Source organism: Sapientia aquatica (assembly GCF_004358105.1).
Lineage (GTDB): Bacteria > Pseudomonadota > Gammaproteobacteria > Burkholderiales > Burkholderiaceae_D > Solimicrobium > Solimicrobium aquaticum.
In genome coordinates this window covers 130,296-151,687 of the sequence record NZ_SMYL01000007.1, presented here as the reverse complement: position 1 = coordinate 151,687, position 21,392 = coordinate 130,296, and the positions used below count along the sequence as shown (strand labels likewise).

Sequence of the window (21,392 nt, the reverse complement as noted above, 5' to 3'; positions counted from 1 at the left end):
ATTGTTTACAGTTTTTTGATCCAAAACCCATTAGAAACTGCAGTTAGGCGAAGATTTATACTGAAACACAGTGCGTTGTACCGGTGCCGCAGAAAGTTTTGAGGACATCATGCTGGATCGTGAAGGCTTTAGGCCCAACGTAGGCATCATTCTGCTCAACCCTACGAATGAAGTATGGTGGGGCAAACGGGTGCGAGAACACTCTTGGCAATTTCCGCAAGGGGGCATTAAATACGGCGAAACTCCAGAACAAGCTATGTTTCGTGAACTGGAAGAAGAAACCGGGCTACTACCACAGCACGTCAAAGTCATCGGCCGGACCAGAGATTGGTTGCGCTATGAAGTTCCTGATCACTTTATTAAGCGCGATGTTCGTGGGCATTACCGCGGTCAAAAGCAGATTTGGTTCCTGCTGCGCATGACTGGGCGGGATTGCGACGTCAATTTACGGGCTTCAACCCATCCTGAGTTTGATGCTTGGCGTTGGCACGATTATTGGGTTCCGCTGGATATGGTGATTGAGTTCAAGCGCGAGGTTTATCAATTAGCCTTGCAGGAGCTATCACGCTTTTTATCGCGCCCAGAAAACCCACGCCAGCAACGCCAAACTGGACGTTACTTGCGTCAGCAGTCCGGTCATTCGCATGAAAAAACGAGCGTTAAAATCGAAACAATTGACACTATCGTTGAGCAGCCTAAAAAATAGTATGAGTACACATTTAAGCACCCGCTTTACCCAAGTCGCAATGTCATTGGCACTATTGTTTTTCGGGGCAAACATGGTTTCGTTTGCCGCCGAAGAAGCAACAAAAGAAGCCGTTGCAACTCCTGAGACCGAGGCCCAATTGCCAGCTAGTGCTCAACGGTATATCGATTTTTATACCAGCCCACAGTTGGTATTTTCGATCGACCCGGACTCAATCAAAATTATTCCGGGGGCTGATTACGAAATTCGTTACACCTTAAAAGCCACCAGCAAACAAGGCGCTACGAATGTGAGTTACGAGGGGATTAGCTGCAATAATCGCCTAAAGATTATTTATGCGATTGGGCGAACTGACGGCACGTGGTCACGCACAAGGTCACCGCAATGGACTGCGATTTATGCTACGGGAGCCAATATTCAACATGCTACGTTGGCTAATGAATATTTTTGCGCGGGAACAACTTTCTCGGGCGATCTAAGCAGCATTAAATCGCGTATTGAGTCCAAACGTCCAATTTCAAATTAAACGATCTAGAGTTTTGCTGACTAATGAACTAAGTCAGCAAAACTAGATTATCGCGATGAATCAGCTCGGATTCTTCAATAAAGCCTAAAATTTCTGCAATCTCAGACGATGCATGGCGCTTAATGCGACGCGCGTCGCTGCTGGCGTAATTAGATAAACCACGCGCAATTGCTACGCCGGCCTGATTTAAGCACGTCACCGCAGCGCCGCGACCAAATTCACCGCGCACTTCTATCACGCCGATAGGCAGCAACGATTTGCCCTCTTTGACCAATTTATCCACCGCTCCGTCGTCCAACACAAACTGACCAGTGGTCTGCAAATGATCTTGCAACCATTGTTTGCGCGCTGCCAATGGCTCGGTTTGCGCGACTAAATGGGTGCCGATTAATTCGCCTTGCATCAAACGGGTTAAGACATTTTCTTCACGGCCCCACGCGATCACCGTGTGTGCGCCCGAGTTTGCTGCTCGTTTGGCCGCCAGAATTTTAGTCAGCATGCCGCCACGCCCAATGCTACTTCCAGCACCGCCAGCCATCACTTCCAAGGCTGGATCGCCAGCGGTAGCTTGATGAATAAATGTTGCCTCTGGATTTTTGCGCGGATCGGCGCTGTATAGACCGGTTTGGTCAGTGAGAATAATTAGGGCATCGGCTTCAATGAGATTCGCCACCAAAGCACCTAACGTATCGTTGTCGCCTAACTTAATTTCGTCGGTTACGACCGTATCGTTTTCGTTGATGATGGGAACCACACCAAAACGAAGCAAGGTGCGCAAGGTGGAGCGGGCATTGAGATAGCGTTCACGATCTGCTAAATCAGCATGCGTTAGCAGCACTTGGGCGGTTCCCAAATTATGCTGTCTAAAGCTGGTTTCGTAGATTTGCGCCAAGCCCATTTGACCAACCGCGGCGCAGGCTTGCAGTTCGTCAATTTCGGTGGGCCGTTTGGCAAACCCAAGCCGCAACATACCTTCGGCAATCGCGCCCGAGCTCACTAGCACAACTTCCTTGCCCATATTGCGCAGGCTCGCGATTTGAGATGCCCAATTTTGAATTGCGGCTTGATCCAAACCGCGACCATCATTTGTTACTAGGGAAGAACCGACTTTAATAATTAAACGTTTACTAGCTTGAAGCTCGGTGGACATTATCGATAACCTATTTAATCAAAACCAAAAAAAGTTGGAAGGTAGTCTATCACTATGCTTTGCTTATAAACATGTTGTTACGTCGTCGATTATCTCTTTTGGAAGCAATCAAACGTTTGGCGGTTGCCGATTCTCTCAGCAACCGAGCAAAATTAATCGATGATTTTAAAGCGAGGATCGTCGGCTTCGATCGATAAAACGCCGTGCGCTGATTCTTCCATGGTGGTTTCTTCGGAGCGTGTTTCTTGCACCCGTTTTTCGGCCAAATGGGAATAAATCGCCATGACTAAGTCTTCACAGCCTTCGCGATTCAGGGCTGAAATTTCAAATACGGGGCCTTTCCAGCCCAAGCGCTTAACGAAATCTTTGACGCGCTTTTTGCGTTCATCTTCTGGCACCACGTCGAGTTTATTGAGTACCAACCAGCGCGGTTTTTCGTACAAACTTTCGTCGTATTTGCGTAATTCTTGCGCCAAGGCTTTGGCTTCTTTGACGGGATCAACGTCATCAAACGGCGAGAAATCAACAATATGCAGTAACAAACCGGTACGTTGTAAATGACGTAAAAACTGATGGCCAAGTCCGGCGCCTTCGGCCGCACCTTCAATCAATCCTGGGATATCGGCGATGACGAAACTTTTCTCATGACTGACCCGAACCACACCCAAATTGGGATGCAAGGTAGTGAACGGATAATCAGCGATTTTTGGCCGCGCATTAGAAACAGCAGTAATAAAGGTCGATTTACCGGCGTTTGGCATCCCCAACAAACCTACGTCCGCCAACACTTTTAACTCTAAGCGCAATTCGCGACGTTCACCCTCTTTGCCGTTACCATGCTGGCGGGGCGCGCGATTAGTCGATGTTTTAAAGTGGATATTGCCCCAACCGCCCTCACCGCCTTTAGCCAACAAAACTTCTTGGCCGTGTTCCGTCAAGTCAGCAATCAATTCCTCGGTATTGCGATCGAAAATCAATGTGCCAACCGGCATACGCAGGAAAACATCGTCGGCGCCTTTACCGTAACAATCCGCGCCACGACCGTTTTCACCACGTTTTGCCATATGCAACTTGGAAAAACGGAAATCAACCAAGGTATTGATATTACGATCAGCAACCGCAAAAATACTGCCGCCCTTGCCGCCATCGCCACCATCTGGGCCGCCGAATGGGCGGAATTTTTCACGGCAAAACGAGGCGATTCCATTTCCGCCATCACCAGCTACTACCTCAATACGTGCTTCGTCGATAAACTTCATTTCACTGTCCTTCCATTACTACTTAGACTGCCAAGTTAGTGGGTAACGTATTCATCCAAATTACACCAAACTACATAACTTGCCACTTAACTTGCCACTAAAATCAAAAAGGCACTTTTATAAATCTGGAGCAAATTCTGATTTATAAAAATGCCATAAAAAAAAGCTCCACCAATGGCAGAGCATTTGTTTTGCCAAAGGCTAAGCACTTATTGCATAAGCCACAAGAGTTCAGCCTGGCAAAGGGTGTCTTGCGACACCCCTATATTTTTACAACCACATCAAACTACGACAATTACGCAGCAACTGCTGGAACGATAGTAGCGTATTGATGTTGTTGAGCGCCTTTGGTAACGAATTGAACCTTACCAGGTACCAATGCGAACAAAGTGTGATCTTTACCCATACCAACGTTTTCACCAGCGTGAACGCGAGTGCCGCGTTGACGAATGATGATACCGCCAGCGTTAATTGCTTGGCCGCCGTAAACTTTTACGCCAAGTCGTTTCGACTCGGAATCACGACCGTTGCGCGTGGTGCCGCCGCCTTTTTTGTGTGCCATTTAAGACTCCTTACTATGCTTATCTGCTAATTGGTTGCTGATTAAAGTCGTTTATAAAATAAACTGAAAATTAACCGTTGATAGAAACAATGTGCAACTCGGTATAATTTTGGCGATGGCCTTGGTGCTTCTGGTAGTGCTTACGACGACGCATCTTGAAAATTGTTACCTTGTCATGGCGACCATGCGCCACTACAGTCGCCAACACCGTTGCACCTGCAACCAAAGGAGCTCCAACTTTCAGAGTATCTCCAGCGCCCACTGCGAGCACTTGGTCAATGGTGATTTCGGAGCCGATGTCTGCAGGTATCTGTTCTATTTTAAGTTTTTGGCCAGCAGCAACTTTATATTGTTTGCCACCGGTTTTTATGACCGCGTACATATGAAACCTCATCAAAAAATGTAAATATCTTTAAAATCCCTTTTACTTTTGGCGATACACTCGTTGAACGGTAAAAACCAAGCAGTGTGTACAACAAAAATCCAAGGAAGCCCTGCATTATACATAAATTCAAAAGAACAGTCAAAACGAATTAAGTCAATTCTTTTGTGTTGTCAAGCAGCTTATCTTCACAATCGACTTTACCTGCGCCCCGCCCCAAGCCTCGCTATTTAAAATCAGTCATTTATTGTCGTTTTAGTTATACTTTTGCCGAAATTTAACGTGAGATTTGAATTTCCGGGCAAATTTTCAGCCCAGCAAGCTGAGAATTTGATGGTAATGTTTTTATGCAACATGTAAGCATCGTATAATTTCGCTCATCTTGATCTTTCATGCAGGTTTCGCTTTGTCCATCTCATCAGTCCAACAAACACAACACTCCATTACTTCCGTCATTGAACAAGACATGAACGCAGTTGATTTAGTGATTCGCGCTAAATTGCAGTCGGACGTGCCACTAGTCAACCAGATAGGCGAGTACATCATCAGCGCAGGAGGCAAGCGCATTCGCCCGACTTTGGCCGTGTTGGTGGCCAATGCACATGGTTATCAGGGCACAAAACATCATGACTTAGCGGCGATTATTGAATTTATTCATACCGCCACTTTGCTGCATGACGATGTGGTGGATGAATCGTCAATGCGGCGCGGCAGAAAAACCGCTAACGCGATGTTTGGGAACGCCGCCTCCGTTTTGGTAGGCGACTTCTTATATACACGCTCCTTCCAAATGATGGTCGGCCTGCAAGATATGCGCGTAATGGAAATATTGGCCGACGCCACCAACATCATTGCCGAAGGCGAAGTGTTGCAATTACTCAACATGCACGATCCTGATGTAACTGAAGAGCGCTATTTGCAAGTCATCCGCTCCAAAACCGCTAAGCTGTTCGAGGCGGCAACAGGCTTAGGCGCATTAATCGCCGGCGCAAACGACACTGAGATAGAAGCGGCTGCGGAATACGGGCGTTCGCTTGGCACGGCATTCCAGCTCATCGACGACGTGCTGGACTATTCCGGCAAAGCGGGCGACATCGGCAAAAACGTGGGCGACGATTTACGTGAAGGCAAAATGACGCTACCGTTAATTTACCTCATGCAAAATGGAACGCCAGAACAACGCGAACTCGTTCGCACTAGCATAGAAAACGGTGACAGCAGCAAATTCGACGAAATTTTGCTCGCCATTACCAATTCGGGCGCACTGGAGTTCACCCATCAGCAAGCGCTACAAGCCAGCGCTAAAGCTGTCGCTGCGTTGGAACTTTTACCTGAAAGCCGATACAAAGAGGCCCTCGTTCAGTTAGCGCATTTCTCGGCTGATCGTAATCATTAATCGTGTTTATTGCGCTGTTTTTGACAATTAACTCAATTTATATTTACTCACCACTGCCACCTTGAATACGATCCCGCTCTGGATTCAGTTATTAACCTTGGTTGGACTAATTCTATGTTCAGCCTTTTTCTCCATGACCGAAACCGCCCTAATGGCGGCCAACCGGCACCGCTTGCGGCATTTAGCCAAACGCGGCAACCAACGCGCCATTACAACGCTGTGGTTGCTGGATCGGGTCGATAAACTTTTAGCGGTCGTCCTAATCGCCAACACTCTTCTCAACGCGCTCACCACCGCGCTTGTTACCGTGATCGCAATTTCCAGCTTTGGCAACAACGACACGGTCATTACTATCGCCACCGCGGTAGTCGCGTTTTTATTGATTGTGTTTGCGGAAATTTCCCCAAAAGTAATTGGCGCCACCTACCCTGAGCGCATCGCACTGCCAGCCAGCTTTATTTTGAAACCGTTGATGACAGTTGGCTTGCCGGTCACTTGGTTCGTCAATTTATTTGTTAGCAGTCTGTTAAAGTTGTTACGAATAAAAACTGGAAATGAGGCGCACGACACGCGCTTATCCCCCGAAGAGCTGCGCTCGATGATTTTAGAGGGCGGCAATTTTATTCCGCAAAAGCATAAAAGTATCTTGCTCAATTTGTTCGATTTGGAAAGCATCTCAGTTGAAGATGTAATGACGCCCCGGGCGCAAATTGAAGCCTTGGATTTAGCAACACCGGTCGATGAAATCAAACATCAACTCAGTACCTGCTATCACAACAAACTGCCGGTTTATGAAGGTGAAATTAACCGCATTATCGGGATTTTGCATGTACGCAAAGCGGTCGCCCTGTTGAGCCAAAATGACGAAATTAACACCGATGATTTTCGCGAATTACTGTCCGCCCCCTACTTCATCCCCGAGGACACGGGCGTATTCACTCAGCTTCAGTACTTCCAAGAAAACCGCGAGCGCCTAGCCATCATCATCGACGAGTACGGTGAAGTACAAGGTTTGGTAACGCTCGATGACATTATTGAAGAAATGATTGGCGAGTTCACGACCTCAGTGCCGGGCGATTCCCGAGCGGATGCGTTTAATTGGGACAAACGCGGAGAATGCGTGCTAGAAGGAACGACGACACTACGTGATATTAATAAGCGCCTACACTTAGACTTTCCAGTCGATGGGCCTAAGACTCTAAACGGGCTTTTGTTAGAAATATTAGAAGATATCCCCGAAGCCCAAGTCAGTTTGAAGATCAAAAATTGTGTCGTTGAGATCATCCAAGTGCAAAATCAGGCCATCAAAGTTGTAAAGTTATACCAACAAAAATAACTAATTTTTTCAGCAACTATTTGCATAGTTGCCTATAATAAACACAAATAACCAAGAATGTCGGCTCTCCGAGGGCAAGACTTTACAAATTTGCTGCCGCAATGCATCATCGTTGAAAACCAATTCAGGACTGACTCACTATGGCTGAAGTACTCACTAACCAAGCGCCTGCCAACCCGATTTCGGGGCTTGCACGCGCGCTGTTACAAGCGAATCGCCTAACGATGGCGCAGCTTGACCCGGCCATAAAAAAGTCCCAGATCGAAAAAACACCGTTAATCGACTCACTAATCCAAACCGGTTGCATCAAACCACGCGATTTAGCTGTTTTCTGCTCGGAAACATTTGGCTATTCGATGATGGACATCGATGCCTTCAGCCCTGGTTCATTTCCGGATAAAGTTGTTGATGCCAAATTAATGCATGCGCAGCGCATCATTGCCTTGGCTAAACGTGGCAATAAAGTCTCGATTGCAATTTCAGACCCAACCAATATTCAAGCCTTAGAGCAGGTTAAATTTCAAACCGAATTGATTGTTGAACCTATCATCGTTCAGCATGATTTACTCGTTAAATTATTAGAAAAGCTCGCCAAATCGTCAGAGCAAAATCTGAACGAATTAATTGGCGATGAGATGGATATCGATTTCGGCGAAGCCGATACCGGCCAATCCGCCGCAGCCGAAGCCGCCAGCAACGAAGTTGATGATGCGCCAGTAGTTCGTTTTTTGAACAAGATTTTATTGGACTCCATCAACATGGGCGCGTCCGATTTGCATTTTGAACCATTCGAAAAATTCTACCGAATTCGTTTCCGGGTCGACGGCGAATTGCGCGAAATTGCTCAACCGCCTTCGGCCATTAAAGAAAAATTAGTGTCACGGATTAAAGTGCTATCGCGCTTAGATATTTCTGAAAAGCGCGTCCCGCAAGATGGTCGGATGAAATTAATGATGTCGCAAACTCGCGCCATTGATTTTCGGGTCAGTACGCTGCCCACGCTGTTCGGCGAAAAAGTCGTTATGCGGATTTTGGATGGATCGCAAGCGCAAATGGGCATTGATGCGCTCGGCTACGATCCCGATCAAAAAGAAATTTTGCTCAACGCAATTCAACGCCCTTATGGAATGGTGCTCGTCACCGGGCCTACCGGTTCTGGTAAAACCGTGTCGCTGTATACCTGCTTAAATGTGATTAATAAGCCGGGAATTAACATTTCTACGGCCGAAGATCCGGCTGAGATTAACCTACCCGGCGTAAATCAAGTCAATATTAATGATCGCGCTGGACTCACTTTTCCGGTCGCGCTGAAATCATTCTTGCGCCAAGATCCTGATGTCATCATGGTCGGTGAGATTCGTGATTTGGAAACCGCCGACATTGCTATTAAAGCCGCGCAAACGGGTCACATGGTGTTCTCGACTCTGCATACCAACGATGCGCCATCAACCTTGACCCGTTTAATGAACATGGGCGTTGCGCCATTTAACATTGCATCGTCGGTTATCTTAATCACCGCTCAGCGTCTGACTCGCCGTTTGTGCACCTGCAAAAAACCGGTCGACATTGCTGATCAGGTATTGATCGAAGCAGGCTTTGAAGAATCCATGTTGGATGGCACTTGGAGGCCTTACGGTCCGGTTGGATGCGAACGCTGCAGCGGCTCAGGCTATAAAGGCCGGGTTGGTATTTATCAATTGATGCCAATCAGTGAAGAAATCGAGCGCATTATTCTGGCTCATGGAAGTGCTTTAGAAATAGAAAAACAAGCCAAAAATGAAGGAGTTAAAACACTCCGCGAATCGGGCTTAATGAAGGTAAAACAAGGCCTCACTAGCTTAGAAGAAGTCTTAGGCTGCACCAACGCGTAAATTGGTTTCCCACCGAAATCCACTAAAATAAAACGACTGTTTTCAGGATAAGAATTATGGCAACTGCCGCAAAAAAATCAACCAACACCGTCAAAGACTATGTCTATAGCTGGGAAGGTCGCGACAAGGCTGGGAAGCAGGTCAAAGGTGAATTGCGCGCAGGTGGTGAGGCAATCGTTAGCGCCACCATGCGCCGTCAAGGTGTCATCGTCACCAAAATCAAAAAGAAAAGCTACGCGTCCGGTAAAAAAGTAACCGAAAAAGACATTGCCTTATTCACCCGCCAACTGGCCACGATGATGAAAGCGGGCGTGCCGTTAATTCAGTCGTTCGATATCGTTGGAAAAGGTCACGCTAATCCGTCTGTGGCCAAATTAATTATGGACATTCGCGGTGACGTCGAAACTGGGACCAGTCTTAGCCAAGCATTTCGAAAATTTCCACTGTATTTTGATCCACTGTTTTGCAATCTGGTCGGCGCAGGCGAACAGGCTGGTATTTTGGAAGATTTGTTGACACGTTTGGCGATCTACAAAGAAAAAACAGTTGCCATCAAAGCCAAAATTAAAGGTGCTTTGTTTTATCCCGTATCCATTATCGCAGTCGCTTTTGTGGTTACCGCCGTTATTATGGTTTGGGTGGTTCCCGCCTTTAAAGACGTATTTAAAAGCTTTGGTGCCGATTTGCCAGCGCCAACCTTGGTAGTAATGGGGATTTCAGACTTTGTTGTTAAGTTTTGGTATCTCGTGTTTGGCGTGCCTATTATTGGCTTATATCTGTTCTTCCAAGCCTGGCAGCGTTCGCTTGAAATTCAACGTGTGATGGATAAGCTGCTACTAAAGCTGCCCATCTTTGGTGAGATTATTCGCAAAGCGACCGTGGCACGGTGGACGCGCACATTAGCAACCATGTTTGCTGCTGGTGTACCTTTGGTTGAATCGCTCGATTCCGTTGGTGGAGCCGCGGGTAATGCAGTGTATCTAGATGCCACCCTTAAAATCCAAAACGAAGTTAGTTCAGGTACTAGTTTAACCATCGCCATGCAGAACGCTGACGTGTTCCCAACAATGGTTACTCAAATGGTATCCATCGGCGAAGAATCCGGCTCGTTAGATGCAATGTTAGGCAAAGTAGCGGACTTTTACGAAGAAGAAGTCGACGAGGCGGTTGCCTCGATGTCGAGCTTGATGGAACCACTGATCATGGTGTTTTTGGGCGTCATCATCGGTGCGTTAATTATTGCGATGTATCTGCCGATCTTTAAACTTGGCGCTGTGGTTGGTTAATGAACTTAGCTGACTTATACGTAACCGGACCGGGCAATTTTGCGGTCAGCTTAGTCGCTGCGCTGTTCGGTCTACTGATTGGTAGTTTTCTTAATGTGGTGGTTTACCGCATTCCCAAAATGATGCAACGTGAATTAGATAATTACGTTGCCGAACAAAATGGCCAAGCGTTGCCGCATCAAGATGTGTTCAATTTGATGTTACCGCGCTCTGCTTGCCCGCATTGCGGACATCAAATCACAGCGATAGAAAACATTCCAGTCGTCAGTTACCTTGCCCTGCGAGGGCGTTGCTCCGGCTGTAAAAGCCCAATCTCAGCACGTTATCCTTTGGTCGAAACGGCGACAGCGCTAATCACTTTTGGCATGGTTTGGCACTTCGGAACTGGGTTGGCTGGTATCGCCGCGGTCGTATTTGGTTTCTTTCTGATCACCTTAGCGTTAATCGATTTTGACACCCAGCTATTACCCGACGACATTACCTACCCTTTGCTTTGGTGCGGCTTATTGCTCAACACCCAAGGCGTGTTCTGCACTTTGCAAGAGGCGGTTGTTGGCGCAGCGATTGGTTATTTGGCGCTCTGGAGTGTGTATTGGGTATTTAAATTAGTGACCGGCAAAGAAGGCATGGGCTATGGTGATTTTAAATTGCTTGCGGCTCTAGGGGCCTGGTGTGGCTGGGCGGTATTGCCCGCGATTATTCTGGCGTCATCCTTGGCTGGCGCAGTGATCGGCATAGGGTTAATTGTTTTTACCAAACGTGAACGTGATGTACCTATGCCATTTGGTCCTTATTTGGTCATCGCAGGATTAATCATGCTGCCCTTCGGCCGCATGTTGACTCAAAACTATCTGGGTATTGTGTTGTGAGTACTTCTGAATTCCCTTCTTCAAAATCACCCTCCAATCACCTCGCCACGAACAAATTATTAGTTGGGCTGACAGGTGGAATTGGCAGTGGCAAAACCAGCGTCGCTAACGGTTTTGCGCAACTTGGCGCTAGCGTAATCGACGCGGACGCTATTGCACACAGCCTAACAACTCCCGGCGGCGCGGCCATTCCGGCAATTGAAGCCGCTTTTGGCAGCGACCTAATTAACGCCGAAGGCGCGATGGATAGAGCCAAAATGCGCGCTCTCATTTTTTCCGATGCGACACAAAAGCAGCGTTTGGAAGCCATTATTCATCCTTTAATTCGCGCCGAAGTTGCCGCGCAAACCAAGGCCGCAACGGGACCGTACATTATTTATGTGGTGCCGCTTTTGGTTGAAACTGGGCATTGGACATTGTCGCGAATTTTGGTGGTTGATTGCGACGAATCATTGCAACTGCAACGAGTCATTGAGCGCGATGGGTTACCCGAAAGTTTGGTTGCCGCCATCATGAAACAGCAAGCCACGCGCGCGCAACGCTTGGCAGTGGCGACCGACGTGATTCAAAATGACGGAAGTTTTGAGGCCCTGATTCCAGAAATCGAGCGCCTGCATAAACTGTATAGCGAATTATCTTTATCAAAACCAACAGAGTATTTGTAATTTTTCGCGGCTTGGTTCAAAATCATGTAAATTTATTGCAAACTAATATGGCTTGCAATACAACAGGCGACAATCGCGCTAGACTTCGATTTAGCCTCGGATTGCCGATGAATTTACTAATAACAAACACAGCCGAGCCAGATCGACACCTGACAACTTTTACAGGGAAACTACTTTGATTGTTTACGAATACCCTTTCAACGAGCGTATTCGCACGTTATTGCGACTGGAAGACCTGTACGAAAAATTTTCATTTTTTTTAAATCAGGAACATCCTTTGCAGCACCACGTTGCGCTGTCAACGATCTTTGAAATGCTCGAAGTCGCTGGCCGCGCCGACTTAAAATCCGATCTGCTACAAGAACTCGAAAAACAACGCCAAACCCTGCTTGGCTTTCGCTCTAATCCCAATGTGGCGACCGATATGCTCAATGCCATCATTGAGGATATCAATCGCATCAGCGCCAATCTCATGGCAGCACAAGGCAAGTCTGGGCAAAACATCCGCGAAAATGAATGGTTAATGAGCATCAGGGGACGCACAATTATTCCCGGCGGCGCCTGTGAATTCGATTTACCTTCGTACTACGCTTGGCAAAATAACAGCACTGAGAAACGGCGCTCTGATATCGAGCAATGGTTCGCTCCGTTGCTGCCACTATTTGAAGCGATTGCCATGACCTTGCGCTTGCTGCGCGAATCGGGCAACACCACCAAAATGATTGCACAAGCGGGCGGCTATCAGCAAATGCTGCAAGGGAAAATCTACCAAATGATACGCCTGCGTATCGATGAAACTTTGGGCGCGATTCCGGAAATTTCGGCCAATAAATACATGCTGTGGGTCCGCTTTATGACCCAAGATGGCACGTTAAAACCGCGTGCGGTGGAATCCGAAGTACCGTTTGAACTAACTCTGTGTAATTTTTAATTTAGATTGAATCAAAAAGTATGATCGTCGATTGTCCGCAATGCAGTAAAAAAGTTGTTTGGGATACCAAAAATCCGTATCGCCCTTTTTGTTCGGAACGCTGCAAACAAATTGATCTGGGCGCTTGGGCTGAAGAGAGCTACGTCATTACTAGCACCGCCCCAGAACCCGACGATATTCAAGACGAAGATACGCATTAACGCCCCTTCCTGACCAACTGAACGCTTTACATTCTGCGTCCACCGCCAATTCCATTAACGCGCTTGCCACATCCATTCCAATAACGGAATGGTCGCTGGCAATAACGGTTGCACGTTCAAGGTTTCGCCTTGCCAAGCCAATTGCTGGCCTTCCAAACTCTGCGGTTCGCCCTGCCAAGCGCGACATAAATAAAAATGCAGATGGACGTGGGCATGCGGATACACATAAGCGCAGCCGCACCAAGCCTCGGCGAAATTGGGGTCGATTTCCACACCAATTTCTTCTTTAAATTCGCGAATCAAGGCCGATAAAATCGGCTCACCCGCTTCGACTTTGCCACCTGGGAATTCCCAGTAACCAGCGTAAGGTTTGCCTTCTGGACGTTGCGCCATCAGGACCTCGCCATTCGGTTTAACCAAAATCCCCACCGCCACATCGATCGGCTTTGCCACGCTTGGGGCAGGTGAAAGATCAGAGGCCATGTTCACCCACATAAGCACGTGCGAATTGATTGGCGACGCGCCCTGAGCGAGAACCGCGTTGCAATGCCCAGCGCAAGGCATCTGGCTTGGCTTGTTCGATCTGCTCGGCATTGCAGCCTAGGTGCGCTAACCAATACGCGACAATTTCCAAGTAATCCTCTTGCTTAAACGGATAAAACGAAACCCATAATCCGAAGCGTTCTGATAACGAGATTTTTTCTTCCACCGTTTCGCCAGGATGTAAATCGCCGTCCTCGCTGCGGTGATAGGAACTGTTATCGGATTGCTTTTCGGGCAGCAGATGGCGGCGATTCGATGTCGCGTAAATCAACACATTATCCGACTGCGCCGAAATGCTGCCGTCCAGCGCCACCTTTAATGCTTTGTAGCCGCGCTCGCCTTCTTCAAACGACAAGTCATCACAAAAAATAATAAATTTCTCAGGCCGCTGCGCGATCAATTCAACAATTTCGGCCAGATCGACCAAGTCCTCTTTATCGACTTCAATCAAACGTAGTCCGTCTTTGGCAAATTGATTCAAGCAGGCTTTAATCAAGGATGATTTACCCGTGCCACGCGCTCCGGTAAGCAGCACATTATTGGCTGGCTTACCGGCCATAAATTGGCGCGTGTTTTGCTCGATCTGCTGCTTTTGTGTTTGGATTTGATGTAAATCATCCAAGCTTATGGCGGCGACTTGGCGCACCGTATGCAAATAGCCACGACCACTCCGCTTACGCCATACAAACGCCACCGCATTTTCCCAATCGGGCGCGCGCACAGCGGGCGGCAATAAGGCTTCCACCCGATTCATTAGAATTTCGCCGCGGCGTAAAAAGTGTTCTAGTTGATCCATACGAGTCTGAAAAAGTGACTGAATCACGATGTGAATTTAGATTTAAATAGTGCTCAAACCAACGACCAATTAAGAGCGATAGTCAGCGTTAATCGTGACGTAGTCATGCGATAAATCGCAGGTCCAAACGGTCGCACTAGCAGTACCGCGATCTAACAAAACGCGGGTCAAAATTTCGCTTTGTTTCATCACGCGCTGGCCGTCGCTTTCTTGGTAAGCTGGATTACGTCCACCCTGCTTTACCACCAACACATCGTCCAAATACAAATCGACTTTATCGACGTCCAAATCATCAATACCGGCTTTACCGATGGCCATTAACAAGCGACCCAAATTAGGATCGGAGGCGAAGAAAGCGGTTTTCACCAATGGTGAATTTGCAATCGAATAGGCCACTTGGCGACATTCTTCGACCGACTTTCCTTGCTCGACAGTGACTGTCATAAATTTGGTCGCGCCTTCACCATCGCGCACAATCATTTGCGCCAATTCTTGTGCCAAGCCGACAACGGCAGCGCGCAGAGCGGCGTATTCTGGGGAATTGACCGAGGTAATTTCCAGCGTCGATGCGCCCGTCGCAATCACCATGAAGGAATCATTGGTTGAAGTATCGCCGTCGATTGAGATGCAATTAAAGGATTGATCGGCAGCTTCTTTAACCAATTGATCTAAAACCGCTTGCGATACCTTGGCGTCGAATGCAAGATAACCGAGCATGGTTGCCATGTTGGGCATAATCATCCCAGCACCTTTACTAATGCCGGTCATCGTTACGGTATGCGCGCCGATAAGGACTTGGCGCGATGCTGCTTTCGGTTGAGTATCGGTGGTCATAATCGCTTCAGCGGCACTGAACCAATTATCGGCCTTAAGATTATCAATCGCAGCAGGCAACCCCGCGATTAAACGATCTACCGGCAATTGTTCCAAGATGACGCCGGTGGAAAACGGCAATACCTGCTCGGCTGCTACGCCCAATAACTTGGCCAAGGCAGCGCACGTTGCATTCGCTGCCGCTAAGCCAGTCTCGCCGGTACCCGCATTGGCGTTGCCAGTATTGACCACTAAAGCTTGAATCGGTAAGGCGGGATTTTGGGAAGCCGAGGCCAAATGCTTTTTACATACTTGCACAGGAGCGGCGCAAAAGCGGTTCGCCGTCAACACCCCCGCCACTGTCGCGCTTGGGGCTAATTTCATCACTAATACGTCTTTTCGATCCGCCTTGCGTATGCCAGCTTGGGCAAAACCTAGTTCAATGCCAGCGACTGGTAATAATTGTGCGGCGACAGGGAGCGGAGAATTAACGGCCATAGTAGATTCCTAGAAGTGAGTGGTGTTGAGGATAGCCCCGTATTGTAGGACATTCCCTTGTTTTGAACATAGTGCCAATGGCGCTTTGGTCACTGAATTGTCATCAAGCGAAGCCCATTTTCATGCAAATTTACTAAAACTTAAAATGAGATGACACGTATTGTGCGACTAATCGCCCATTTCAGCCGCACAAAATCCTTTATCATGCAGGTCAATTAATCTTAAAAGCCAGCCCCTGCACATGCCGACGATTCCCCATTTACACAGCGACATTTCCAATCAAGATTTACCGGCATTAATTACCTTGGCACTTTGGGAAGCACCATTATCGCAAAACCGTTTGCTCGAATTTTTACAAGCCTCCTTCGTCGCGCTGCAGTACGAGAACAACTTCAACGCCACCTCGTTAAAACTGTCGCTGGCAGAATTAACGGCCAAGGGCTGTATCAATTTAATCAACGGAATAGGCTTCCAAATCGCGCCCGAAGTTGGGCACGCGGTACTGGTCGATTTACACAGCAAAAACGAATTGAGTCGCTGGATAAATGAAGTTCAAGAATTCTTAAAACGCAATCGCGAATACTCCAGTTGGTCCACACCAAGCAGCCAATTCTGCCAGCGTGAGATGCTGTTTTCGGCCTTAAGCAATGACATCCCGCGGCTGGGACAATGGCGCGCGCAGTTTTTTTCGTTCGCTAATACTTTCATCGATTTGCCCGCGCAAAAATTATTTGCTACACCCGCCGGCGCGCAATTATTTCAACAACTCAATCCCGCGGCGCAAGGCATTTTGTTGTTTGATTTACTCTCTGCCGGCAGTTGGATGTTGGAGGATTGCTCAGCCGCCTATCTGTATGCCAAGTCACGTTTCAACACCCAATTTGGCAAAGACTTCATGCTGCTTGATGTGCTGTTTTTCCAAGCGATGTTACGCGGAGAACCCAGCGCGTTATTGCAGTCCATCATCGAGCAAATGAATCATCAAGGCTATTTATCCGCAGTCTTGCAGTTTGTCGAAGGCGACATCGTCCGAAGTGCTGAGAGCTTTGCTCGGGTGTTGAGTGACCGCAAATTAAAAACCGGTAAGCGCAAACAATTTATCCCCGATGTCACCGGCTTGTTTTTCACCATTGCACAATTAGCCAACAATACCGCGTCCAGTTTAAAACTGGCTAAAGATCAATGCGATGAAGGTTGCAAAGTACGTCAAGCGCAGTTTTATCCGGCCATCAAACCGCTGCTAGAAAATTTATTAAAGGGCACGCCCGTCGCCAGCAAATCCAGCACCAGTTATTTTCAAAGTCTGGACGACTTTTTGGTTAGATTGGCTTTTTATTGGCAAGACTGCGCCGTCTCTGAAATGGACTTACGCAACCTGACTAATCTATTCCAAATTAGTCAGCAGCATGGCTACCACTGGGTTGCTGCGGAAATTGATCAACTCCGCCATATACAATTCGACACGGCCTTGTTGCTGCCGGATTGGCACACGCAGCGCGGCACGCAGCCGCTGTGCCAAATCATGCAACGCGAAGAAGCGTGGCAACGCGCTTTATCGGCGTTATCGCAACTCAAAACCGCCGCGCAATCTGGCGCAGATACGCGCATCGCGTGGTTTATCGAATGCGAATCGCATTACATAAATTTGGAGCCACGCGAACAAAAGCGCAGCGCCAAGGGCGTGTGGAGCAAAGGCCGCGCGGTCGCTTTGAAACGCCTGTCTTACGAGCAGGACACGCTGCCCGGCATTATTGAGCAAGATAAAAAAGTCGCCAGCTGCATCCGCAAATCCTACGACAACTACTACGGCGGCGCGGACTATGAGATCAATGGCGAAAAAGCGCTACCGTTTTTGATCGGCCATCCTGCGGTGTTTTGGCTTGATGCGCCGGACGTGCACATCGACATTGTCAAAGGCGAAGCGGCCTTAGTCATGAAGCAGCAAAATGACAAAATCCATTTGCAGCTCGAACCGGCCATGAACGACGATGAAGCGGTGATATGGCGCAAACAAACGCCGACTCGCTTAGTGGTTTATCCAAGCAGCCCAGAGCTAAAACAAATCGCCGGCATTATCGGCAAAGGCTTGTCGGTACCGGAAAACGCCAAAGAACAATTAGTCGCCGTGATTGCCGCGATTGCGCCGCACTTGGCGATTCAATCTGACCTGCCCGAGTTGGCCAAACACATTGACAAAGTCGACGTCAACAACACGCTGTACGCGCATTTATTGCCGCTTAAAGAAGGTTTGCGGATTCAGTTTTTAATGCGTCCTTTGCCGGAAGGAAGTTGGTTTGTTCCGGCCAAGGGTTCGGCCAATGTGGTGGGTGAATTCCAAGGTAAAGCGATTCAAACCACGCGCGATTTTGCGTTGGAACAATCCCAGTTAGACGCCTTAGCCAAACGTTGTCCTGCGCTCAACATGGCGGAACAAACTGGACAAGAATGGGAATTTGGCCATCCAGAAACCTGCTTAGAAATTCTGAGCGAATTAAATCAAGCCAAGCTTGATGCGAATGGCACGATCGAACTCGTCTGGCCAGAAGGCGAACGTTTTCGAATCAAATCCACGCGCAGCTTAGCGCAGATGAATTTGTCGATTAAAAAACAAGGCGATTGGTTTGTTGCGGGCGGCGAGATTCAATTGGATGACGGTAAAGTCATTGCCTTGCGCGAGTTGCTGCACATGGTCAACAGCGCCACCGGACGCTTTATTGCGCTGGGCGACAATAACTTTTTAGCCTTAACCGATAGCTTTAAAAAGCGCCTACAAGAACTCAATGCGCTGGGCGAATCGAACGGCAAAGATGGCGTGCGTATCAATCAATTGGCAGCGCCGTTATTAGCAGAACTAGCCGATGAAGTCGGCCAATTGGAAGTGGATACGGCGTGGCAAAAACACGTCGCCAAACTCGATTCAATTGCCAGCTTTGCGCCGCAATTACCATCCACCTTACAAGCCACGTTGCGCGACTATCAGTTGGAGGGTTATCAATGGTTGTCGCGCTTAGCGCATTGGGGCGTGGGCGCGTGTCTGGCCGACGATATGGGCTTGGGTAAAACGGTGCAAACTTTGGCGATCTTGTTGGAACGCGCACCGAATGGCACCGCTCTGGTCGTTGCGCCGATTTCGGTCGCGATGAATTGGCAAGCCGAAGCGGCAAAATTTGCACCGACCTTAAATGTACGGCTCTACCATCAACAACGCTCGCTGGCCGATTTAGGCCCGTTTGATTTAGTGATCGCCAGCTACGGCATGTTGCAGCAAGATGCCGAACAGTTTGCCGCCCAACATTGGCACAGCGCGGTCTTGGATGAAGCGCAAGTGATTAAAAATTCGGCCACCAAACGCAGCCAAGCCGCGATGGCGCTAACTGCCGATTTCCGCATCATTGCCAGCGGCACACCGGTGGAGAATCATTTGGGCGAATTGTGGAATTTATTCCGTTTTATTAATCCCGGCTTATTGGGTTCCAAAGAACGCTTTGCAGAAAAATTTAGTAATCCGATTGAACGCGGCGACAAGCAAGCACGCCAGCATTTAAAGCGCTTGATTCAACCGTTTATTTTGCGGCGAACCAAAACCCAAGTTTTGAGCGAACTACCGGCACGTACCGAAATCACCTTACAAGTCGAATTATCCGAACAAGAGCGCCATTTGTACGAAGCACTGCGTCAAGAAGCCATCGAAAAAATTGCGCATCTCGCGCCCGAAGAAGGTCGGGCCATGCAAGTGTTAGCCGAAATCACCAAGCTACGTCGCTTTTGCTGCCATCCAAAATTGGTGATGAAAAACTCCGAAGTCGCTGGCAGCAAGCTTGCTGTTTTTGCCGAGGTGGTTGATGAATTGATCGACAATAATCACAAGGTCTTGGTGTTCAGCCAATTCGTCGATCATCTGGCTATTGTGCGCGCATGGTTGGATGAAAAAGGGTACAGCTACCAATATCTCGACGGCAGCACGCCCGTTGGCGAGCGCAAAAAGCGGGTAGATGCATTCCAAGCGGGGCAAGGCGACGTGTTCTTGATTAGCTTAAAAGCAGGCGGTACCGGCTTGAATTTGACCGCCGCAGATTATGTCATTCACCTTGATCCTTGGTGGAATCCGGCGGTGGAAGATCAAGCCTCCGACCGCGCGCATCGTATGGGACAACTGCGTCCAGTAACGATTTACCGCTTGGTGGCGCAGCAAACAATTGAAGACAAAATCATTGCGCTGCATGCGCAAAAACGTGATCTCGCCGATAGCTTGTTGGAAGGTGGCGATGTGTCGGCCAAGCTCGATACGGCAGCGTTATTGAGATTATTGAAGGAAGGCGTTTAGTGGTTACATTGCCTTGGTAATTCGCGCCTAAGCTATCTGGTCACGCTTCCACGTAACACACTTGATTGCGCCCAGCATTCTTCGCATTTTGCAATGCCAATTGAACGTGATCGATTAATTGATTCACATTGCCCGATTTTTGTGGATCGCATCCGACGACGCCGATGCTAACCGTCATGTGATCGTCAACGCCAGAATAGTCATGTTCGATTTCGAGGTTACTAACTAACTTACGTAACTTTTCTGCCGTGATTTGCGCGCCGTGGGCGGTGGTGTCGCGCAGCAGGAAAATAAACTCTTCGCCACCATAACGGGCGATCACATCTGACGTGCGTCGCAGTATTTTTCTCATCGAATAGGCAATCCGAATTAAGGCCACGTCGCCTGCTTCTTCGCCGTAATTTTCATTGTATTTTTTAAAGCAATCAACATCGAGCATCAGCAAAAAGAATGGCTGCTGCAAACGCTGCAAGCGACCTAGTTCGATGCGGTAATACTCGTCGAAAAAGCGCCGAGTATATAAGTTAGTCAGCAAATCGAGTTCGACTTTATTGCCATCGTCGTGGTGCTCGTTGACGTGCCGTTTGGCTGGGCTCGCAGCACTGTCGGTAATTTGTATCATGCACAGCGGCTCAACCGTCCAGCCTTTGAGCATCTTGACGCTAATTGTCTGCTCGCCGTTTGGATGGAGCTTGTCGCTGATATTGAGCGGAAAAATCGGATGCGGCGATGAATTGGTTAACGTGCTGCGTGTTCCCGACGTAAAGGCTTGTGACAACGCGGTCGCAAACTGCTTGTTGGACGGTTCGTTAAAACTCGTCAAAATCGACCGACCCACCACCTCGCTGGCCGCCACGCCAGTGCGCACAGCAATCCAGTCGTTCCACAGCAGGATGTGCTTATTTTGATCTAACAAAATCACACCGCAATCAATGGAATCGACAATTTCTTCGATACTTATATTTACATTTTTCATTTTGCTCACCAACTACCATTCCCGACAGGAATTCCAATTTCATTCTAGGAACTCCATGCCAAATTACAAATAAATCTTGGATTTTTATTAGCATCCCAAATTCACGCGTCTCAGCGGACGTGGCAATAGAGCGCGCGATCAATGCAAACATCGATCACGCTAGCTATACAAACCAAGCTAGTCTTGCCGGCGGGTTGGGGCCGAAGGAGAATTCACTGCGTGAAGGCAGATGTAGATAAGGTTTGACAACGGAGTTTGTGGGTTGTAAACCGACTTGTAAGCAAGTGAAAACATGGTTACAAG

Annotated in this window: 19 protein-coding genes; 11 read left to right on the top strand and 8 right to left on the bottom strand. The window is 48.2% G+C overall.

Going from position 1 to position 21,392, the window contains the following annotated elements:
• Nucleotides 1–109 precede the first annotated feature (109 nt).
• Together E2I14_RS13855 and E2I14_RS13850 are read left to right on the top strand one after the other, a co-directional pair.
• Nucleotides 110–706, top strand: a complete 597-nt coding sequence (locus E2I14_RS13855; protein WP_227544740.1) for an RNA pyrophosphohydrolase — start codon at nucleotides 110–112, stop codon at nucleotides 704–706.
• 1 nt (nucleotide 707) lies between these two features.
• Nucleotides 708–1,232 carry a CNP1-like family protein gene (locus tag E2I14_RS13850; protein WP_165967836.1) on the top strand — a complete coding sequence of 175 codons (525 nt, stop codon included), beginning with the start codon at nucleotides 708–710 and terminating at the stop codon, nucleotides 1,230–1,232.
• A 28-nt stretch (nucleotides 1,233–1,260) separates the two neighbouring features.
• Here the strand turns inward: E2I14_RS13850 and proB are convergent, their stop codons facing one another.
• From proB to rplU, 4 genes are all read right to left on the bottom strand, one after another.
• Nucleotides 1,261–2,382, bottom strand: coding sequence for a glutamate 5-kinase (proB, locus tag E2I14_RS13845; protein ID WP_133329535.1), 1,122 nt, complete (start codon nucleotides 2,380–2,382; stop codon nucleotides 1,261–1,263).
• A gap of 152 nt (nucleotides 2,383–2,534) precedes the next feature.
• Nucleotides 2,535–3,641, bottom strand: a complete 1,107-nt coding sequence (gene cgtA / locus E2I14_RS13840; protein ID WP_133329533.1) for an Obg family GTPase CgtA — start codon at nucleotides 3,639–3,641, stop codon at nucleotides 2,535–2,537.
• 295 nt (nucleotides 3,642–3,936) lie between these two features.
• Nucleotides 3,937–4,203 (bottom strand): 50S ribosomal protein L27, encoded by a 267-nt coding sequence (gene rpmA / locus E2I14_RS13835; protein WP_133329531.1) that lies wholly within the window; start codon nucleotides 4,201–4,203, stop codon nucleotides 3,937–3,939.
• 70 nt (nucleotides 4,204–4,273) lie between these two features.
• Nucleotides 4,274–4,585: a 50S ribosomal protein L21 gene (gene rplU / locus E2I14_RS13830; protein ID WP_133329529.1), complete on the bottom strand. Its 312-nt coding sequence runs from the start codon at nucleotides 4,583–4,585 to the stop codon at nucleotides 4,274–4,276.
• 406 nt (nucleotides 4,586–4,991) lie between these two features.
• On the opposite strand from rplU, the gene ispB reads away from it, so the two are divergent.
• From ispB to E2I14_RS13790, 8 genes are all read left to right on the top strand, one after another.
• Nucleotides 4,992–5,981: an octaprenyl diphosphate synthase gene (ispB, locus tag E2I14_RS13825; RefSeq protein ID WP_227544739.1), complete on the top strand. Its 990-nt coding sequence runs from the start codon at nucleotides 4,992–4,994 to the stop codon at nucleotides 5,979–5,981.
• Nucleotides 5,982–6,042: 61 nt separating this feature from the next.
• Entirely contained in the window at nucleotides 6,043–7,317 is a 1,275-nt protein-coding gene (locus E2I14_RS13820; protein WP_133329525.1) for an HlyC/CorC family transporter, read from the top strand.
• 140 nt (nucleotides 7,318–7,457) lie between these two features.
• On the top strand, nucleotides 7,458–9,188 hold the full coding sequence (gene pilB, locus E2I14_RS13815; protein WP_133329523.1) for a type IV-A pilus assembly ATPase PilB: 1,731 nt from the start codon (nucleotides 7,458–7,460) through the stop codon (nucleotides 9,186–9,188).
• 56 nt (nucleotides 9,189–9,244) lie between these two features.
• Nucleotides 9,245–10,474 (top strand): type II secretion system F family protein, encoded by a 1,230-nt coding sequence (locus tag E2I14_RS13810; RefSeq protein WP_133329521.1) that lies wholly within the window; start codon nucleotides 9,245–9,247, stop codon nucleotides 10,472–10,474.
• Nucleotides 10,474–11,343 (top strand): prepilin peptidase, encoded by an 870-nt coding sequence (locus E2I14_RS13805; RefSeq protein WP_133329519.1) that lies wholly within the window; start codon nucleotides 10,474–10,476, stop codon nucleotides 11,341–11,343. Before E2I14_RS13810 ends, E2I14_RS13805 begins: the two co-directional genes overlap by 1 nt.
• The gene (coaE, locus tag E2I14_RS13800; protein ID WP_133329517.1) at nucleotides 11,340–12,008 is read left to right on the top strand and encodes a dephospho-CoA kinase; all 669 of its coding nucleotides are present in this window, start codon (nucleotides 11,340–11,342) and stop codon (nucleotides 12,006–12,008) included. The genes E2I14_RS13805 and coaE overlap by 4 nt, the downstream gene beginning before the upstream one ends.
• 175 nt (nucleotides 12,009–12,183) lie before the next feature.
• Nucleotides 12,184–12,939, top strand: a complete 756-nt coding sequence (zapD, locus tag E2I14_RS13795) for a cell division protein ZapD (protein WP_133329515.1) — start codon at nucleotides 12,184–12,186, stop codon at nucleotides 12,937–12,939.
• Nucleotides 12,940–12,959: 20 nt separating this feature from the next.
• Complete coding sequence (locus tag E2I14_RS13790; RefSeq protein WP_133329513.1) at nucleotides 12,960–13,139, top strand: DNA gyrase inhibitor YacG; 180 nt, start codon at nucleotides 12,960–12,962, stop codon at nucleotides 13,137–13,139.
• 54 nt (nucleotides 13,140–13,193) lie between these two features.
• Here the strand turns inward: E2I14_RS13790 and E2I14_RS13785 are convergent, their stop codons facing one another.
• The 3 genes from E2I14_RS13785 to argJ all read right to left on the bottom strand — a co-directional run bounded on the left by E2I14_RS13785 (nucleotide 13,194) and on the right by argJ (nucleotide 15,789).
• A complete protein-coding gene (locus tag E2I14_RS13785; protein WP_133329511.1) occupies nucleotides 13,194–13,622 on the bottom strand; it encodes a (deoxy)nucleoside triphosphate pyrophosphohydrolase in 429 nt (142 codons plus the stop codon).
• Nucleotides 13,612–14,478, bottom strand: coding sequence for an ATP-binding protein (locus tag E2I14_RS13780; protein ID WP_133329509.1), 867 nt, complete (start codon nucleotides 14,476–14,478; stop codon nucleotides 13,612–13,614). The genes E2I14_RS13785 and E2I14_RS13780 overlap by 11 nt, the downstream gene beginning before the upstream one ends.
• A gap of 69 nt (nucleotides 14,479–14,547) precedes the next feature.
• Nucleotides 14,548–15,789, bottom strand: a complete 1,242-nt coding sequence (gene argJ / locus E2I14_RS13775) for a bifunctional glutamate N-acetyltransferase/amino-acid acetyltransferase ArgJ (RefSeq protein WP_133329507.1) — start codon at nucleotides 15,787–15,789, stop codon at nucleotides 14,548–14,550.
• 241 nt (nucleotides 15,790–16,030) lie between these two features.
• Between argJ and E2I14_RS13770 the strand changes: the two genes are divergently transcribed.
• Nucleotides 16,031–20,113, top strand: a complete 4,083-nt coding sequence (locus tag E2I14_RS13770; RefSeq protein ID WP_133329505.1) for a DEAD/DEAH box helicase — start codon at nucleotides 16,031–16,033, stop codon at nucleotides 20,111–20,113.
• Nucleotides 20,114–20,153: 40 nt separating this feature from the next.
• Here the strand turns inward: E2I14_RS13770 and E2I14_RS13765 are convergent, their stop codons facing one another.
• Entirely contained in the window at nucleotides 20,154–21,089 is a 936-nt protein-coding gene (locus E2I14_RS13765) for a diguanylate cyclase domain-containing protein (RefSeq protein ID WP_133329503.1), read from the bottom strand.
• Nucleotides 21,090–21,392: the final 303 nt, after the last annotated feature.

Bases quoted from the DNA above. Each gene is read 5' to 3' on its own strand.
- E2I14_RS13855 (WP_227544740.1), top strand. From the start codon at position 110: ATGCTGGATCGTGAAGGCTTTAGGCCCAACGTAGGCATCATTCTGCTC.
- E2I14_RS13850 (WP_165967836.1), top strand. From the start codon at position 708: ATGAGTACACATTTAAGCACCCGCTTTACCCAAGTCGCAATGTCATTG.
- proB (WP_133329535.1), bottom strand. From the start codon at position 2,382: ATGTCCACCGAGCTTCAAGCTAGTAAACGTTTAATTATTAAAGTCGGT.
- cgtA (WP_133329533.1), bottom strand. From the start codon at position 3,641: ATGAAGTTTATCGACGAAGCACGTATTGAGGTAGTAGCTGGTGATGGC.
- rpmA (WP_133329531.1), bottom strand. From the start codon at position 4,203: ATGGCACACAAAAAAGGCGGCGGCACCACGCGCAACGGTCGTGATTCC.
- rplU (WP_133329529.1), bottom strand. From the start codon at position 4,585: ATGTACGCGGTCATAAAAACCGGTGGCAAACAATATAAAGTTGCTGCT.
- pilB (WP_133329523.1), top strand. From the start codon at position 7,458: ATGGCTGAAGTACTCACTAACCAAGCGCCTGCCAACCCGATTTCGGGG.
- E2I14_RS13810 (WP_133329521.1), top strand. From the start codon at position 9,245: ATGGCAACTGCCGCAAAAAAATCAACCAACACCGTCAAAGACTATGTC.
- E2I14_RS13805 (WP_133329519.1), top strand. From the start codon at position 10,474: ATGAACTTAGCTGACTTATACGTAACCGGACCGGGCAATTTTGCGGTC.
- E2I14_RS13790 (WP_133329513.1), top strand. From the start codon at position 12,960: ATGATCGTCGATTGTCCGCAATGCAGTAAAAAAGTTGTTTGGGATACC.
- E2I14_RS13785 (WP_133329511.1), bottom strand. From the start codon at position 13,622: ATGGCCTCTGATCTTTCACCTGCCCCAAGCGTGGCAAAGCCGATCGAT.
- E2I14_RS13780 (WP_133329509.1), bottom strand. From the start codon at position 14,478: ATGGATCAACTAGAACACTTTTTACGCCGCGGCGAAATTCTAATGAAT.
- argJ (WP_133329507.1), bottom strand. From the start codon at position 15,789: ATGGCCGTTAATTCTCCGCTCCCTGTCGCCGCACAATTATTACCAGTC.
- E2I14_RS13770 (WP_133329505.1), top strand. From the start codon at position 16,031: ATGCCGACGATTCCCCATTTACACAGCGACATTTCCAATCAAGATTTA.
- E2I14_RS13765 (WP_133329503.1), bottom strand. From the start codon at position 21,089: ATGAAAAATGTAAATATAAGTATCGAAGAAATTGTCGATTCCATTGAT.